This is a genomic window from Sphingomicrobium nitratireducens, from assembly GCF_026157035.1.
GTDB lineage: Bacteria > Pseudomonadota > Alphaproteobacteria > Sphingomonadales > Sphingomonadaceae > Sphingomicrobium > Sphingomicrobium nitratireducens.
Window position 1 is genome coordinate 586,612 of the sequence record NZ_JANJZA010000001.1, and the last position, 13,317, is coordinate 599,928.

16 protein-coding genes are annotated in these 13,317 nt (G+C 66.6%); 4 read left to right on the forward strand and 12 right to left on the reverse strand.

Annotated elements, in window-relative coordinates; all coding sequences use genetic code 11:
* The first annotated feature begins 402 nt into the window (after positions 1-402).
* Positions 403-1,254, forward strand: a complete 852-nt coding sequence (locus tag NNY25_RS02925) for a DUF4440 domain-containing protein (RefSeq protein WP_265569857.1) — start codon at positions 403-405, stop codon at positions 1,252-1,254.
* Here the strand turns inward: NNY25_RS02925 and NNY25_RS02930 are convergent, their stop codons facing one another.
* From NNY25_RS02930 to NNY25_RS02955, 6 genes are all read right to left on the reverse strand, one after another.
* Entirely contained in the window at positions 1,255-1,647 is a 393-nt protein-coding gene (locus NNY25_RS02930; protein ID WP_265569858.1) for a VOC family protein, read from the reverse strand.
* 4 nt (positions 1,648-1,651) lie between these two features.
* Positions 1,652-2,191 carry a DUF3617 domain-containing protein gene (locus NNY25_RS02935; RefSeq protein ID WP_265569859.1) on the reverse strand — a complete coding sequence of 180 codons (540 nt, stop codon included), beginning with the start codon at positions 2,189-2,191 and terminating at the stop codon, positions 1,652-1,654.
* 2 nt (positions 2,192-2,193) lie between these two features.
* On the reverse strand, positions 2,194-2,757 hold the full coding sequence (locus NNY25_RS02940; RefSeq protein ID WP_265569860.1) for a DUF3617 domain-containing protein: 564 nt from the start codon (positions 2,755-2,757) through the stop codon (positions 2,194-2,196).
* Positions 2,758-2,824: 67 nt separating this feature from the next.
* Positions 2,825-3,115 (reverse strand): HNH endonuclease, encoded by a 291-nt coding sequence (locus NNY25_RS02945; RefSeq protein ID WP_265569861.1) that lies wholly within the window; start codon positions 3,113-3,115, stop codon positions 2,825-2,827.
* Positions 3,112-4,497: a peptide MFS transporter gene (locus tag NNY25_RS02950; RefSeq protein WP_265569862.1), complete on the reverse strand. Its 1,386-nt coding sequence runs from the start codon at positions 4,495-4,497 to the stop codon at positions 3,112-3,114. The genes NNY25_RS02945 and NNY25_RS02950 overlap by 4 nt, the downstream gene beginning before the upstream one ends.
* A 26-nt stretch (positions 4,498-4,523) precedes the next feature.
* Entirely contained in the window at positions 4,524-4,976 is a 453-nt protein-coding gene (locus tag NNY25_RS02955) for a DUF3617 domain-containing protein (protein WP_265569863.1), read from the reverse strand.
* A 105-nt stretch (positions 4,977-5,081) separates the two neighbouring features.
* Here NNY25_RS02955 and uvrB point away from each other — a divergent pair, with 105 nt between their 5' ends.
* Positions 5,082-7,274 carry an excinuclease ABC subunit UvrB gene (uvrB, locus tag NNY25_RS02960; protein WP_265569864.1) on the forward strand — a complete coding sequence of 731 codons (2,193 nt, stop codon included), beginning with the start codon at positions 5,082-5,084 and terminating at the stop codon, positions 7,272-7,274.
* On the opposite strand, the gene NNY25_RS02965 is transcribed toward uvrB, so the two are convergent.
* Positions 7,271-7,822 carry a hypothetical protein gene (locus NNY25_RS02965; RefSeq protein ID WP_265569865.1) on the reverse strand — a complete coding sequence of 184 codons (552 nt, stop codon included), beginning with the start codon at positions 7,820-7,822 and terminating at the stop codon, positions 7,271-7,273. The genes uvrB and NNY25_RS02965 overlap by 4 nt on opposite strands.
* A 121-nt stretch (positions 7,823-7,943) precedes the next feature.
* Between NNY25_RS02965 and NNY25_RS02970 the strand changes: the two genes are divergently transcribed.
* On the forward strand, positions 7,944-8,312 hold the full coding sequence (locus NNY25_RS02970; protein ID WP_265569866.1) for a hypothetical protein: 369 nt from the start codon (positions 7,944-7,946) through the stop codon (positions 8,310-8,312).
* Between the two features lie 2 nt (positions 8,313-8,314).
* On the opposite strand, the gene NNY25_RS02975 is transcribed toward NNY25_RS02970, so the two are convergent.
* From NNY25_RS02975 to NNY25_RS02990, 4 genes are read right to left on the reverse strand one after another with little or no spacing between them, the layout of a single operon-like run.
* Positions 8,315-9,364 carry an SRPBCC family protein gene (locus NNY25_RS02975; protein WP_265569867.1) on the reverse strand — a complete coding sequence of 350 codons (1,050 nt, stop codon included), beginning with the start codon at positions 9,362-9,364 and terminating at the stop codon, positions 8,315-8,317.
* A 39-nt stretch (positions 9,365-9,403) separates the two neighbouring features.
* The gene (locus tag NNY25_RS02980; protein WP_265569868.1) at positions 9,404-10,012 is read right to left on the reverse strand and encodes a TetR/AcrR family transcriptional regulator; all 609 of its coding nucleotides are present in this window, start codon (positions 10,010-10,012) and stop codon (positions 9,404-9,406) included.
* Positions 10,013-10,048: 36 nt separating this feature from the next.
* Entirely contained in the window at positions 10,049-10,492 is a 444-nt protein-coding gene (locus tag NNY25_RS02985; RefSeq protein WP_265569869.1) for a hypothetical protein, read from the reverse strand.
* 11 nt (positions 10,493-10,503) lie between these two features.
* A complete protein-coding gene (locus NNY25_RS02990) occupies positions 10,504-10,947 on the reverse strand; it encodes a hypothetical protein (RefSeq protein ID WP_265569870.1) in 444 nt (147 codons plus the stop codon).
* Positions 10,948-11,124: 177 nt separating this feature from the next.
* On the opposite strand from NNY25_RS02990, the gene NNY25_RS02995 reads away from it, so the two are divergent.
* Positions 11,125-11,709, forward strand: a complete 585-nt coding sequence (locus tag NNY25_RS02995; RefSeq protein WP_265569871.1) for a hypothetical protein — start codon at positions 11,125-11,127, stop codon at positions 11,707-11,709.
* Here the strand turns inward: NNY25_RS02995 and NNY25_RS03000 are convergent.
* Positions 11,706-13,253 (reverse strand): TIGR00341 family protein, encoded by a 1,548-nt coding sequence (locus tag NNY25_RS03000; protein WP_265569872.1) that lies wholly within the window; start codon positions 13,251-13,253, stop codon positions 11,706-11,708. The two genes, NNY25_RS02995 and NNY25_RS03000, sit on opposite strands and share 4 nt — an antisense overlap.
* Between the last annotated feature and the right edge of the window lie 64 nt (positions 13,254-13,317).

Consider the following 13,317-nt stretch of genomic DNA (forward strand, 5'->3'; position numbering starts at 1 on the left):
ACCGGCTTTCCCCACAAGCTCCAGGGGACGCATCAGAGCGGGCATCCCCGCTATCCCCGTTACACACAGCTTCCCCGTTCCCGGAAATAGGTATTCCGGGCCCTCCATACCAGTGGTTGGGCTGCGTCCCCTGTCGCTACACAACCTATAGTGTCCAACCGCGAGTCCGCGCGCAAGGCCAAAATTAACGAGAAATGAAAAAATTGGGGTTGCGCGGGGCTAAATCCGCGCGCTTCCACGCTTTTTCTTTTGCCCGGATTCGCGTGCCATTTCGGGACCGGAATCTTGCTGCGCTGCAGCGCACAGAGGGCGCGCGCGAACGTCCGCTCGTCGAGCCCGTCTTTACAGGTCGGGGCAGGCAGTGAAAGCTGCAAGAATGTCACGGTCGCCGGGAGAAATGCCTTGAGTCCGCTTGTCGCCATCGCGTTCCTCGCCGCGCCGCTTCCGCCGGCCACCATCTCGCCGATCTGCGGGCAGTCGTCGCCGCGCGCGAGTGCCGCCCTCGCGACCGAAAACACGGACAGGCTCGCCGACTGGTACGTGAACTTGCTCGGCTTCGAGCGGCGCGCCAGGCTCGGCGGGGAAGAAGGGCCCATCGTCCACATCCTGGAATGCGGCGGACTGTCGCTCGAACTGGTGCCCGCGGGTGGGCCGGCGCCATCGCGCCCTGCCGGCGGGGGAATCGCCGCGGGACCGTTCAAGTTCGGGCTGGTCGCGGCCGATTTCGAGGCGGCGCACGGCTGGCTGGTCGACCGCGACATCGCGATCGCCTACGGGCCCGTCACCGACGACCAGGGCATCCGCTTCCTCCTGTTGCGCGATCCTGCCGGCAACATGGTGCAGCTGTTCGAGAGTCTCGATCCGGACCGCGACGCGCGCGAGGCCGAGGCGATCGCCGCGCGCGCGGAAGCGTTCTCGGCGGCCTATGTCGCTGGCGACATCGACGCGCTGATGGATTTCTACACCGAAAGTGCGGTCGGAATGCCGGGCGGGCGTCGTGCAATCGTCGGGCAGGCGGCGCTCCGGCGCTACTGGACCGTCCCCGACGGCGTCGAGGTGGAGGATCACGAGACGGTCAGCGAGGACTTGCGGATCGAAGGCGACGTGGCGATCGACCGTGGCACCTATCGCGGGAGTTCGAAGAAGGACGGGACGCTGCGCGTCTTCGCCGGGCGCTACCTCGTCGTGTGGAAGCGCGGGGAGGACGGCAAGTGGCGGATGGCCGAAGACATGTGGGCCGCGACGCCCGAATAGTCAGTCGGCTTTGGGTACCAGCGCGTAGACGCACAATTTGTGGCCGTCGGGGTCTCGGAAATAGGCAGCGTAGAAACCCATCTCCTCGGGTTCGCGATAGCCGGGCGCGCCTTCGTCGAGGCCGCCGAGCTTCAGGGCCTTTTCGTGCAGTTCGCGCACGCGGCGGCGACTGTCGAGCCTCAGCGCGACCATCTGGCCGTTGCCGTCAGTGGCCGGCTCCCCGTTCTGCGGGCGGGTGAGACAGATAGCGGGCTCGTCGGCGCTTTCGGCATAGATGGTGAACCCGTTGTCGAGGGTCATGAGACGCCGGACGCCGATCAGTTCGAGCAACGCGTCGTAGAAGGCGCGTGCCCGCTCGAGGTCGTCGGTACCCAGCGTCACATAGCCGATCATCGCATCATTCTTCGATCTTGGTGCCCTCGAGCTCCTCGGCGGCCTCGGCAAGCGTGCAGTCGCCGACGCGCTTGCCCGACAGGCTGCGCGTCATCGAATAGTCGCCGTCGCCCGCGAAATAGGTGCCCGACTTCACCGTGCCGTCGACGCCCTCAGCGGTGAATTCTGCATCGACCTGGAGCTGGATCTGCCCGGCATTGGCCTCGCGCTGGCACGCGAGCTGCTGGCGGATCTTGCCGCGACGGAAATACGGGTTCTCGATCGTGCAGGTGTCGCCGTCCTCGCCGAACGTCTCGGGCGGCAGCAGGCCGTCCTCGCCGACGCAAACCGTGTGCGTGCGGCTAGTGTCGAGCGTCGCGGACGTGGCGGGCGTCGAACCGTCGGAGCTGTCGAGCTGGGTGACGATCGTGGTGATCTCGTATTCGCCCGGGAGCAGCAGGTCGACCGGACCGGCCTTTTCCTCGGGTGCCGCGGTGTCGCCGCCGCCGCCACACGCCGACAGCGCCAGTGCCGCACATCCTGCGGCCAACCAATATGCGTTCATTCTCACTCTCCCCCTGGTAATTCCTCCGCCGCGGCGCAGTCGCCGACCCGCTTGGCCCGGATCGCCATGTCCATCGACATGCCGCCCGGCGTCCCGCTGGCAAGTGTCGACACGTCGATCGCGTAGTTATCGGCATCGTAGGTGCCGCTCATCGTCATGTCCTGGATCGCGCCGCCCGAGGTGCAGCGCATCTTGGCGTTCATCTTGCCGCCCTTGAGCGAGAAATTCTCGTAGGTGCAGTCGCTGTCCGCGCCGGTAAAGAAGTCCTCGTCGGGCTGCTTGACGTCCTCTTCGGTGAGGCAGACCGAAAATGTCTGCTGGCCCATCGCGTCGCGGATCGAATTGTCCATGCCCTGCGCTACGCCGTCGATCTCCATCGCCTTGATCTCGACGGTCGATTCCCACTGGCCCGCGCGGAAGAAGCTTCCGGTCGCGGCCGCATCGCGCATTTCCTTGGCGACCTGTTCTGCCGTCATGTTCTCGCCCTCGACCGCCGGTTCGCTCGAACAGGCGGCCAGCCCCAGCGCCAGTGCGGCGCCCGAAAGCAGGTGGATGGTTCGCGGCATGTTGGCGCCTCCCCCGATTGCGACCAAGCCAGCCTAGCAAGGCTTGGGGCGAGTGCAACCCGGCAGGTCAGACGCGTCGGTCTGGCCCCGCGCGGTGGGTCGGAGCGTGGAAGTCAGGCGGTTTGTTCGCGATCCACCGCAAGAAGCGGGCGATCGCCCCGTCGCGGACTAGTGCGGCGCGGTCGTCGCCGAACGCGGCAAGCGCCTTGTTGTCGAGGCTGGCGTGGAGCGTGCGGTGGCAGATCGCGTGGAGCGGCACCGTCTCGCGGCCGCCCTGCGACCTGGGGACGGGGTGGTGCCACTCGACCCGATGGCCGAGCGGCCTCCCGCACAGCCAGCAGGGCTGGCCGTCGCTCATGGGGTGGTCGGGGTCTCCAGCCGGGACATCGCGCGACCCAAGGCAGGTCCCAGCAGCAGGAAGAAGACCGCACCCGCACCGGAAAGCGCCACATGGAGCGACCAGAAGGCCGTCGGCCCGAGCGTTTCGTACTGCGTGCCGACGATCCCCGAGCCGGTGCCCGAGAAGAAGGCGGTGAGATAGACCGCCGCCATCATCAGCGACTGGACCGGAGCGGGTGCGCGGCGCGAGACGAAGGCGAGCAAAGTCGGCCATTGGTAGAGGAAGCTGATCGCGGTCACGACCATCGCGACGAGCGGGAAGACGAGGCCAACCTTGCCGCCGCCTGCCGCCATTTCGCCGAACACGAGGACCAGTGCGCCCAGCGCCTGGAGCGTCGCGCCGATCCCGATCTTGCGCAGGTCGTCGGGTTCGCTGCCGCGCGCGGCCTGCCGCTGCCACAGCCAGAAGAGGACCGGGATGAGGAGGATTTCCGCCCCCGGCTCGACCGAGCTGAACCACGGCACCGGGATCGGACCGAGGAAACTGTCGAGGGACACGCGCTGGTCGATCCAGATCATGCCGATGTTGAACATCTGGTCGAAGACGAGGCTCTGTAGCACGCTTGCCAGCATGACAAGGAGGACGAGCGCGAGGAGGCGGCGCTGGTTGGGCGTCATCGCGGGCGCGACCTCGCGATCCTTGCCGCGTGGCCGGTCTGCCCCGTAGTGGCGCAGCCCCGTGAAGTAGACGATCGCCGCGCCGAGCATGAAGATGCCGGCCGTGCCGAAGCCGACATGCCAGCCATATTCCTGCGCAAGCCAGCCGCACACCAGCGGGCCGAGCACCGCACCGACATTGATGCCGAGGGTGAACAGGGTGAAGCCGCGCGAGCGGATGCCTTCGGCGTCGGGCGGATAGAGCTGGCCGACCTGCGCGGCGATATTGCCCTTGAGGCAGCCCGATCCCAGGATCAGGAGGGCCAGCGCGAGCAATACGAGTGGCTCGAACGCCATCGCGAAATGGCCCGCTGTCATCAGGGCGATGCCGAGCATGACGGTGCGCTTGGCGCCCAGCACGCGGTCGGCGAGGAGGCCGCCGAACAGGGGCGTGAAATAGACGAGCCCGGCGTAGAGACCGAACGTCTGGCTGGCGAGCGCGACGGTCGAGAGCGGACCGAAGATGCTTTCGACGAGCGCGCGGTACGCCCCCATGCCCGCGACATTCTCGATATGGCCCGCGGTCAGCAGCTCGTCGGCAAGGTAGAGGACGAGAAGCGCGCGCATCCCGTAGAAGGAGAAGCGCTCCCATGCCTCGGTGAAGGCGAGGAAGAGGAGGCCCTTGGGATGGCCGAGGAAGGTGGCAGGAGGCTCGTCTGCGTCCAGCGGCGTGGTGCGGTCCATCGGTCCCCCTTAATGTCCGGAGCGGATCAGCACGCGCCGATCCGCTTCCCCTTCACGTCCGCGATCATCGTCATCGACCCCATCGGGCTGGCAATCGTCATGCGGTTCTTCGCGGCGTAGCTGGTCTTCGTATAGGTGCCCGTCATGTGCATCTTCATGGTGCCCATGTCGTGCTTGCAGGTCGCCTTCGCGTCGAGCTTGCCGCCGGTCATCGCGAAACTGTCGTAGCTGCACTTGCCGCCCGTCTGGTCGAACATCGCCTTGGGGCTGTCGGCGGCCTGCTCGGGGGTCACGCAATAGTCGAACTTCGTGGGGCTGCCCTTCATCATGTTCGCGACGCCGGGCGGCATGTCGGGCGCGTCGACCTCGACGATCGTGCCTTCGCCCTGCCACTTGCCGGGCTGGATCTCGGAGCCCGCCGTGGCCCCCGCGACGGCGAGGCCGATGGCGACGAGCGGCAACGAGATGAGCATACGCATGAGACTTCCCCTCGATTGGTCGGCGCGAGCCTATCACCGCCGCGCGCGTGCGCAATAGCGGCGAGGGGTGGCAACTTTTTGCCCGCGTCCCCAATTAGGGTGACGATGGCCATCCAGATTCGCACCACCCTCCAGGAACCCGAGACGGGCGAGAGCTTCGTCCCGCACCGTCCGGCGCGCCCCGACAAGGCGGAGGGCGGGCGCAAGTTCGTGCTCCAGTCCGACTACGAACCCGCGGGCGACCAGCCGACCGCGATCCGCGAGATCGTCGAGGGCATCCGCGACGACGGCGAGGTCAGCCAGGTGCTGCTGGGCGTGACGGGCTCGGGCAAGACCTTCACGATGGCCAAGGTGATCGAGACGCTCCAGCGTCCCACGCTCGTGCTCGCCCCCAACAAGATCCTCGCGGCCCAGCTCTACGGGGAGTTCAAGCGGCTGTTCCCGGACAATGCGGTCGAATATTTCGTCAGCTATTACGACTATTACCAGCCCGAGGCCTACGTGCCGCGTTCGGACACCTACATCGAGAAGGAAAGCTCGGTGAACGAGGCGATCGACCGGATGCGTCACTCGGCCACCCGCTCGCTGCTCGAACGCGACGACGTGATCATCGTAGCGTCGGTCTCGTGCCTCTACGGCATCGGCTCGGTCGAGACCTATTCGGCGATGACCTTCCAGCTCAAGAAGGACCAGGTCGTCGACCAGCGCGAGATCATCCGCAAGCTGGTCGCGCTCCAATACAAGCGCAACGACACCAACTTCGTGCGCGGCAGCTTCCGGGTGCGCGGAGACAATCTCGAAATCTTCCCCTCGCATTACGAGGACATGGCGTGGCGGATCAGCTTCTTCGGTGACGACATCGAGGAAATCCTCGAGTTCGATCCCTTGACCGGCAAGCCGGGCGCCAAGCTCGACAGCGTCAAGATCTACGCCAACTCGCACTACGTCACGCCCGGCCCGACCTTGAAACAGGCGACGGAGGCGATCCGGCACGAGCTGGCCGAACGATTGAAGGAACTCGAAGCCGACGGACGGCTGCTCGAGGCCCAGCGGCTCGAGCAGCGCACCAATTTCGACCTCGAGATGATCGCGGCGACGGGCAGCTGTGCGGGGATCGAGAATTATTCGCGTTTCCTCACCGGGCGACTTCCGGGCGAGCCGCCGCCCACCCTGTTCGAATATCTCCCCGACAACGCGCTGCTGTTCGTGGATGAGAGCCACCAGACCGTGCCGCAGATCGGCGCGATGGCGCGGGGCGACCACCGCCGCAAGATCACGCTCGCCGAATACGGCTTCCGCCTGCCCAGCTGCATCGACAACCGCCCGCTGCGTTTCAACGAGTGGGACGCGATGCGCCCGCAGTCGCTGTTCGTCTCGGCGACGCCGGGCCCTTGGGAGCTCGAGCAGACGGGCGGGGTGTTCTCGGAACAGGTCATCCGCCCGACCGGGCTGATCGACCCGCCGGTCGACATTCGCCCGGTCGAGGACCAGGTCGACGACCTCGTCAACGAGGCGAGACTGACCGCGCAGAAGGGGTACCGGACGCTCGTCACGACGCTCACCAAGCGGATGGCCGAGGACCTCACCGAATATATGCACGAGCAGGGTTTAAAGGTGCGCTACATGCATTCGGACGTCGAGACGCTGGAGCGTATCGAGCTGATCCGCGACCTGCGAGTGGGCGTCTACGACGTGCTGGTCGGCATCAACCTGCTGCGCGAGGGGCTCGACATTCCGGAATGCGGGCTGGTCGCGATCCTCGATGCCGACAAGGAAGGGTTCCTGCGTTCAGAGACGTCGCTGGTCCAGACCATCGGCCGCGCCGCGCGCAACGTCGACGGCAAGGTCATCCTCTACGCCGACCGCGTCACCGGCTCGATGGAGCGCGCGCTGGCCGAAACCACGCGCCGCCGTGAGAAGCAGGTCGCCTACAACGAGGAACACGGCATCACCCCCGAGAGTACGCGGCGCGAGATCGCGGACCTCCTCAAGGACGTGAAGGACAAGGACGGCGAGGCGATTGCGGGCGTGCCCGATACGCCGCCGATGCAGGGCCACAATCTGCGCGCCTATATCGGCGAACTCGAAGAGAAGATGCGCAAGGCCGCCGCCGACCTCGAGTTCGAGGAGGCGGCGCGGCTACGCGACGAGATCAGGAAGCTCGAGGAAGACGAACTCGGCATCCCCGACGCCGACCGCGCGGCGCCGCGTGTCGGCTACTCGAACGCCGGGCGCCCTGGGACCCGAAAGACACGCTTCGGCAAGACCCGCTACAAAAAGATGGGTGGGCGGCCTTAGAACGGTCGATCGTCGACGTTAGTCACCGTGAAGACGCTGCCTTTTTGCTCGGCGTCGACGACGAAATAGGCGCCGGGGCGCATGACCGCGGTCATCCACACGCCCGTATCGGATGGCTCGGTGGTCATCTTGAAGGTCGGGTTGCGCTCATATTTCCTGATCTGAACCGGCAATGTGAAGTCGAAGCGCAACAACTTGTCGGGATACCGCGCCTCGAAATCGGTCATGCCATTAGGCCGAATGCAGGTGCCGGGCTGTTCGTTCGGACCATTCGGATCTGCCCACTCGAAGTAGAGATCCAGCGAGAGAAATTCGCCACGATTATTCGTGAATGGGTAGAAACGGAAATTGCCGCCGGTGTAGCAATCGAGCCTTCCGATCCAGGGGCCCTCGCGGCGAAGCGTGGTCACTGCCTGTGCGGTGGGTTTGACCGGCTTGATCACCGGGACCGGCACCTTGACCTGTGGCTTGGCGACCGACGTCGTCTGGGCGGAAGCGCTCGAGGCCATCAGGCACACCAGCGCGGTCGAAAGAAATACGCCTTTCATTTGACTCTCCCCTGTTACGCTTAACCTGCGGCAGCATACGCATTTGCGATCCTTTGGTCGAATCCGTGCCCGTTGGTCGAAGCGCGCTGGGACTGCGTTCGGTGCGCGCTAAGCAAATCGCATGTGGAGCGTGATCGCCATCTTCGGGATGCAGGCCGCCGCCTTGCCGCGCCAGCCGGGGCTGGAGCCTGACGTGCCGCCCATGCCGCGCATCACCGAGGAACGACGCGCGGTGACCGATTGCGCGCCCGACCCCGACGCGGAGATCACCGTGTGCGGCCGGCGCGAGACGAACTTGCGCATGCCGCAAATGGGACCGCCGCCGCTCAACAGCCGCGGCGACATCATGGTGATGCAGGAACGCTCGCGACTGACCGAGGCGATGCCTGACCGGATGGGGCGCTGCGCGCCCGTCGGGCCGGGCGGCTGGACCGGCTGCATGGCGGTCGGCTGGGAGAAGAGCTGGGGCCAGCGCGGCCTCGCTTTTTAAGCTCAGTCGCAGCCTTTCTCGACCGCGTCCCAGTCGGCGCAGGCGATCGGTCTCATGTCCAGTATCGGCTGCTCTTCCCATTCGCCTTCGCGCATCATCGCGCTCTCCGTGCGGAAGGTGCCGTCGGCAAGGCGCATGGTTCGGCCGCGGACGCGGTGAAACCTGCCGTCGGGATATTGGTATCGGGCTTCGAGGAAGCGCAGCGAACCGTCATCCTCAAGCGAAGTCAGCCCCTCGGTCACCCCGCCCGAGGAGGCGTAATAGGTAAAGCCGATGGCCTGCGCCTCGCCGTCGAAATGGTAGATCGTCTCGCCGCGATAATCGGTGTCGACTCCGCGCACGAGGTGGCGCGTGCGCAGGTGGCCGCCCGCCATGTCGTCGGCGCACAGCACGTCGTAGGCAGGCCCGTCGCCGAACGTGCCCCGCCAGCATTTCCCCGCCAGAAAGCGCAAGGGTGCGAGGCGATCCTCGACTGCCGCCGTTTCGGGCCTGGCACGGGCGACAGCCTTTTCCAGTTCGCCGAACGTCCAGCGATTGGCGCGGGTGAAAAAGGAGATCATCGGCTGCCATTCGGGCGTGTCGCGATAGCCGATGCCCCAGCTGACGATGCGGGTGCGGTGGCTCCCCAGAGGCTCGAAGGAGACGACGTTGTAGAGGTTGGCGGCCTCGACGCGGATCGCATCGGTCAACCAGTCCGCCTCGACCGGTTCGAGATCGGCCTGAAGGGTGAGAAGTCGTTGGGGAATATAATTGACGATGCGCGTCTCGATCGTGCCGGGATCTCCGATTTTGGCGTCCGCGTCATAATGGGAGCGCATCGCCCCGCCCGGACGCAGGTCGACCTCGGCGACGGGAGCGATCCACGAGCGCACGCCCTCGGCCGTGGTCCACAGCGCCCATACCGACGCGACGTCGGTGTCGAGCACGACTTCCTGTCGCAGGAAAAGCTGCCCGTCCTTGCCAATAAGAACGGTGTCCTCTTCACCGGCGGCGGCGGTCGCAGTGGCAGGCACCTGCGCGGCGAGGATCGCGGCCGCCAGCACGCCCGCCATGCGCCTCACTCGTCCACTCGTGTCCATTCCAATCCCCTCTCAGGCGGCCTGCGTTTGACGAGTCAGCAGGGCGAAGTGATCGCGCAAGATCGCGACGTTGCGATCGAACAGCGAAATGTCGCGGTGGGTGCGGGCCTGCATGATGCCGCCCTCCATCACGGTCAGGATGAACTCCGCCAGCGCGCGGCGGTCGGTCGAGGCGGGTAGCCGTTCCCCGGCATCGATGAGGCAGGCCTCGACCGCATCCGCCCACTGGGCGAAATTGGCCGCGATCAGTTCCCGCACGCGGGGGTCGGGTTCGCTGATCTCGAGCGCGAGATTGCCGATCGGGCAGCCGTGCGCGAAGTCGCTCGCGAGGAGCTGGATCCGGTAGCCGTCGAGAAGCGCGAAAACCTTCTCGATCGGGTCATCGACGCCGTGCCAGGCGTAGGCGAGGAGGTTCTCCTCGATCCCGTCGCGATACCATTCGAGGACCGCGACGAGCAGGTCCTGCTTTCCGGGGAAGAAATGATAGAGGCTGCCCGAGTGGACCTGCGTGCGCGACAGGATGTCGGCGATCGAGGTCGAGTTGAACCCCTTTTCCCAGAACAGGTCGCGCGCGGCCTCGACGATCCGGGTACGCGTGTCGCGGTTGCGAGGCTCGGTCATGAGCCCCGCTTACCGCAACTTGATTGATCGTTCAACTCAAGCGAGGATGCCGGCCGCTTTCTGTCGTTGCGCGTACATCAACAGCATCAGCGCAACGAGGACGACGACAATCGGCATGATCGTGAAGACCCCGCCGGTCAGTTCCTCGGGCTTGTCCGCGAACACGAGATCGTAGCCGATCCCGACCACCGCCCCGATCAGGGAAAGACCGAACGCGGTGACCGCGTGTCCTTTCCTCAAGAGGAGCAGGATCGAGCCGAGCACCGCCATCCAGACGCCGAGGCCCCAGGCGATGTCCGCGACGAGCGGGGCGCTTTCCATGTAGGCGACGGTCTCCTCGACGGGCAGCGGCAGTTGCGACAGGTACGCCTCGTTGTGCGTCCGCGTCATCCAGTAGTCGTAGCCGCCGAACCCGTTCCACACGAGCGACAGCAGGCCGACAATCCAGAGATGCGCCGGAGTCGGTTTGCGCATGGTCATCCCGCTGCCTCCTAGCGAAGCACGCCCTTCGCGCGCATGGCGCGAGCGTAGAAGAAGAGCGCGATCCCGACGACGATGATCAAGAGCGCGAAAAAGTCGTGACCCGCGCCCTGCAGCGCCGCGGGCGTGTCGACCACGAGATATTGCGCGATCGACGACAGGGCGATGCCGACGAGAGAGATGGCGAAGGCCGTGACGGCGTGGCGGTTGCGCATCAGGAGCAGCGCCGATCCGGCCACCGCGCCCCACACGCCGAGCGCCCAGCCCGCGGCCGCCCAGACCGGGAAGGCGTCGATCCAGTCCAGCATCTCGTCGACCGGGATCCCGGCCATGGCGAGATAGTCCTCGTTGCGCGTCATGCTCATCAGATAGTCGTACGCGCCGCCCGCATTCCACAAGAGCGAGACGATGCCGACGATCCACAGGTGCACCGGCGTCTTTGCAGTCGTGTCCATGATACCCCCTTGTTCGATTTCTACGCGATCACCCCTCGCGCGTATGAGCGGGGATCGGCTGCCATCTGTCAAGCGCCGGGGCACGGCGGTCGAACGAGCGCTGCACATGGAACGTCCGGGTGCGCCGGGATAATGCTGGCGGTGACCGCCAAGCTCGCGCATGATGGAGCCATGCAGATGAAAAGCCTTCCCTTAATAGCCGCGTTGCTGCTTGCCGGCTGCGCGCGCACCGAACCCATCACCGACAATGTGGTCGAAAAGGCCGACGTCCCGGCTGCGCTGCCCGCCGAGGACGCGGAACGCGAAGCGCTTCCGCTGACGCCCGGCATGCGCTGGGAGATCGACGAACCGGCCAATGCCGCGCTCTACGGGGCCGACCGCGCGTCCGCGCAGCTGATGCTCCGGTGCGACGAGGATGGCGGCGAGAAGGCGCTGGTCGTCTCGCGCTTCCTGCCGACGGTGCCGAGCGGGGCGGGGACGCTGACGCTGACCGGCAACGGTGCGATCGCCAGCGTGCCGGTGGTTGCCGAGGCCAACGAGGGGCGTCCGGGCGGACGCCTGTCGGCGACGCTCGATCCGGGTGCGCTCGCACAGAGCATTGGCGCGGTGTTCCGCGGACCCGATCCGGTCAACGTCAGCACGACCGGCGCCGAGCCGCTGGTTCTGACGGGCGGACCCGAGGTCGGCATGGTTCTCGACAATTGTCTCGGACCCGCCGCGCCGGCCCGCAATGACGACGACGAGGCGCAACCCGCCGCCTAGTTCGCGCTTCCCGGCGCCAGCCAGCGGGCGGTGACGGTGTCGCCGGGCGCCTCCTCCATGCGCGACGCACGGGTGCCAGCCGCGGCGAGGGCGCCGCGCACCTTGCTCGTCGCCTCGGGCGGGCCCGACAGCATGATCGGTGCGTCGATGCGCTGCTGCGCCCAGGCGATCAGCGCGATCGCGATCCCGTCGGGATTGCCTTCCTTGTCGAGCGGGATGGCGGGGAGCGGGCGCGCGGGCGGGATCAATCGAATGTCCCACCCCTCGGCCGAGCGCGCGACGCGGCGTTCGAGGGTCCGGTAGGCGCCGAGTGTCGCGCCTTCGATCGGGGTCGCCTTGACGATCGCGCGTTTCTTGTCGCGGTCGACGGTGACTTCCTCGCGACTGACGCCGGCGACGAGGGCCAGCTCGGCGACGATCTCGCGGATCTGGCGCTCGCTAGCCTCGGCCTGCTGCTGGGCGCGTGCCGCGGCCAGTTCGGCGGCCTCGGCATCGCCGCCTTCCGCGCCGACGCGGAACTGGTCGGTCGAGACCGCGACCGGTTGTCCGATCGTGTCGCTCAGCGCCGCCGACGCGCGCACGTCTGCCTGGTCGCGAAAATCGGGAGTAAGAACGGTCGCGGTCACGCGCACCGGCTCGGCATCGAAATCGATGTCGACCTGGTTGACCCGCGCCCTTTTGTCGAATTCGCGAGCGAGCGCCTGGTTGACCTGGCGGGTGACGTTGGCCTCCCACACGATCTGGCGCAGCGAGAAGCTCAGCGGCACGGCCAGCACCACGAAGGCGAGCACGATGCCCGCGACCTGCATCTGCGTTTGCTTCTTGGAGAGGTTGGTGCGGAAGCCGTAGAGCCGCGCCATCACGGCGGTGGTCAGCGCGATGGTCATCAGGTTGGTGATGAACAGCATCAAGGCGCCGCCGAACGCGGTCCAGTTGAACGTCGCGAGCCCGAATCCCACGACCGACAATGGCGGCATCAGGGCGGTCGCGATGGCGACCCCGACGATCGTGCCCTGCCGCCCCTTGATCATCGCGTAGGCGCCCGCGAGGCCCGAAAAGAGCGCGACGGCAAGGTCGATCAACGTCGGGCGCGTGCGCCCGGCGATCTCGGGCGTGACCGTCTGGATCGGCGAGAGGTAGGTGATGAACGCGCTGATCAGCACGCCCGCGATGACGCCGTAGAGCAGGGTCTTGCCGGTCTGGCGCAGCCAGCGGATGTCGCCGATGGCGAGCGCCAGGCCCGAGCCGATGATCGGCCCCATCAGGGGCGACAGCAGCATCGCGCCGATGACGACCGCAGGGGAGGACTGGATCAGCCCGAGTACCGCGATGCCGGCCGACATCGAGGTCATGAAGATGTAGCGCCCGTCGAGCCCGCCTTCCTCGCGCACGCGGCGATAGGCCTCGGTCTGGTCGACGGTCCGCACGAAGTTGCGCCGCCACCACTGACGGATCGACGCGTAGATGCGCAGCCGCTCCCGCTTGGCGATGAGGGTTTCGGCGTCGGCCTCCTGTTCGGACCGGGTGTCGGCAGTCTCGTTCATCGGGGCCGTGTGTGGGACATCCGGCCGGCAAAGAAAAGGGGCGGCGGACCCAGGTCCACCGCCC

Excerpts from the sequence above, each read along its gene's own strand:
- NNY25_RS02985 (WP_265569869.1), bottom strand. The coding sequence starts at position 10,492 with ATGACCATGCGCAAACCGACTCCGGCGCATCTCTGGATTGTCGGCCTG.
- NNY25_RS02995 (WP_265569871.1), top strand. The coding sequence starts at position 11,125 with ATGAAAAGCCTTCCCTTAATAGCCGCGTTGCTGCTTGCCGGCTGCGCG.
- NNY25_RS02930 (WP_265569858.1), bottom strand. The coding sequence starts at position 1,647 with ATGATCGGCTATGTGACGCTGGGTACCGACGACCTCGAGCGGGCACGC.
- NNY25_RS02940 (WP_265569860.1), bottom strand. The coding sequence starts at position 2,757 with ATGCCGCGAACCATCCACCTGCTTTCGGGCGCCGCACTGGCGCTGGGG.
- NNY25_RS02965 (WP_265569865.1), bottom strand. The coding sequence starts at position 7,822 with ATGAAAGGCGTATTTCTTTCGACCGCGCTGGTGTGCCTGATGGCCTCG.
- NNY25_RS02945 (WP_265569861.1), bottom strand. The coding sequence starts at position 3,115 with ATGAGCGACGGCCAGCCCTGCTGGCTGTGCGGGAGGCCGCTCGGCCAT.
- NNY25_RS02955 (WP_265569863.1), bottom strand. The coding sequence starts at position 4,976 with ATGCGTATGCTCATCTCGTTGCCGCTCGTCGCCATCGGCCTCGCCGTC.
- NNY25_RS02990 (WP_265569870.1), bottom strand. The coding sequence starts at position 10,947 with ATGGACACGACTGCAAAGACGCCGGTGCACCTGTGGATCGTCGGCATC.
- NNY25_RS02980 (WP_265569868.1), bottom strand. The coding sequence starts at position 10,012 with ATGACCGAGCCTCGCAACCGCGACACGCGTACCCGGATCGTCGAGGCC.
- NNY25_RS02975 (WP_265569867.1), bottom strand. The coding sequence starts at position 9,364 with ATGGCGGGCGTGCTGGCGGCCGCGATCCTCGCCGCGCAGGTGCCTGCC.
- NNY25_RS02950 (WP_265569862.1), bottom strand. The coding sequence starts at position 4,497 with ATGGACCGCACCACGCCGCTGGACGCAGACGAGCCTCCTGCCACCTTC.
- uvrB (WP_265569864.1), top strand. The coding sequence starts at position 5,082 with ATGGCCATCCAGATTCGCACCACCCTCCAGGAACCCGAGACGGGCGAG.
- NNY25_RS03000 (WP_265569872.1), bottom strand. The coding sequence starts at position 13,253 with ATGAACGAGACTGCCGACACCCGGTCCGAACAGGAGGCCGACGCCGAA.
- NNY25_RS02970 (WP_265569866.1), top strand. The coding sequence starts at position 7,944 with ATGTGGAGCGTGATCGCCATCTTCGGGATGCAGGCCGCCGCCTTGCCG.
- NNY25_RS02935 (WP_265569859.1), bottom strand. The coding sequence starts at position 2,191 with ATGAACGCATATTGGTTGGCCGCAGGATGTGCGGCACTGGCGCTGTCG.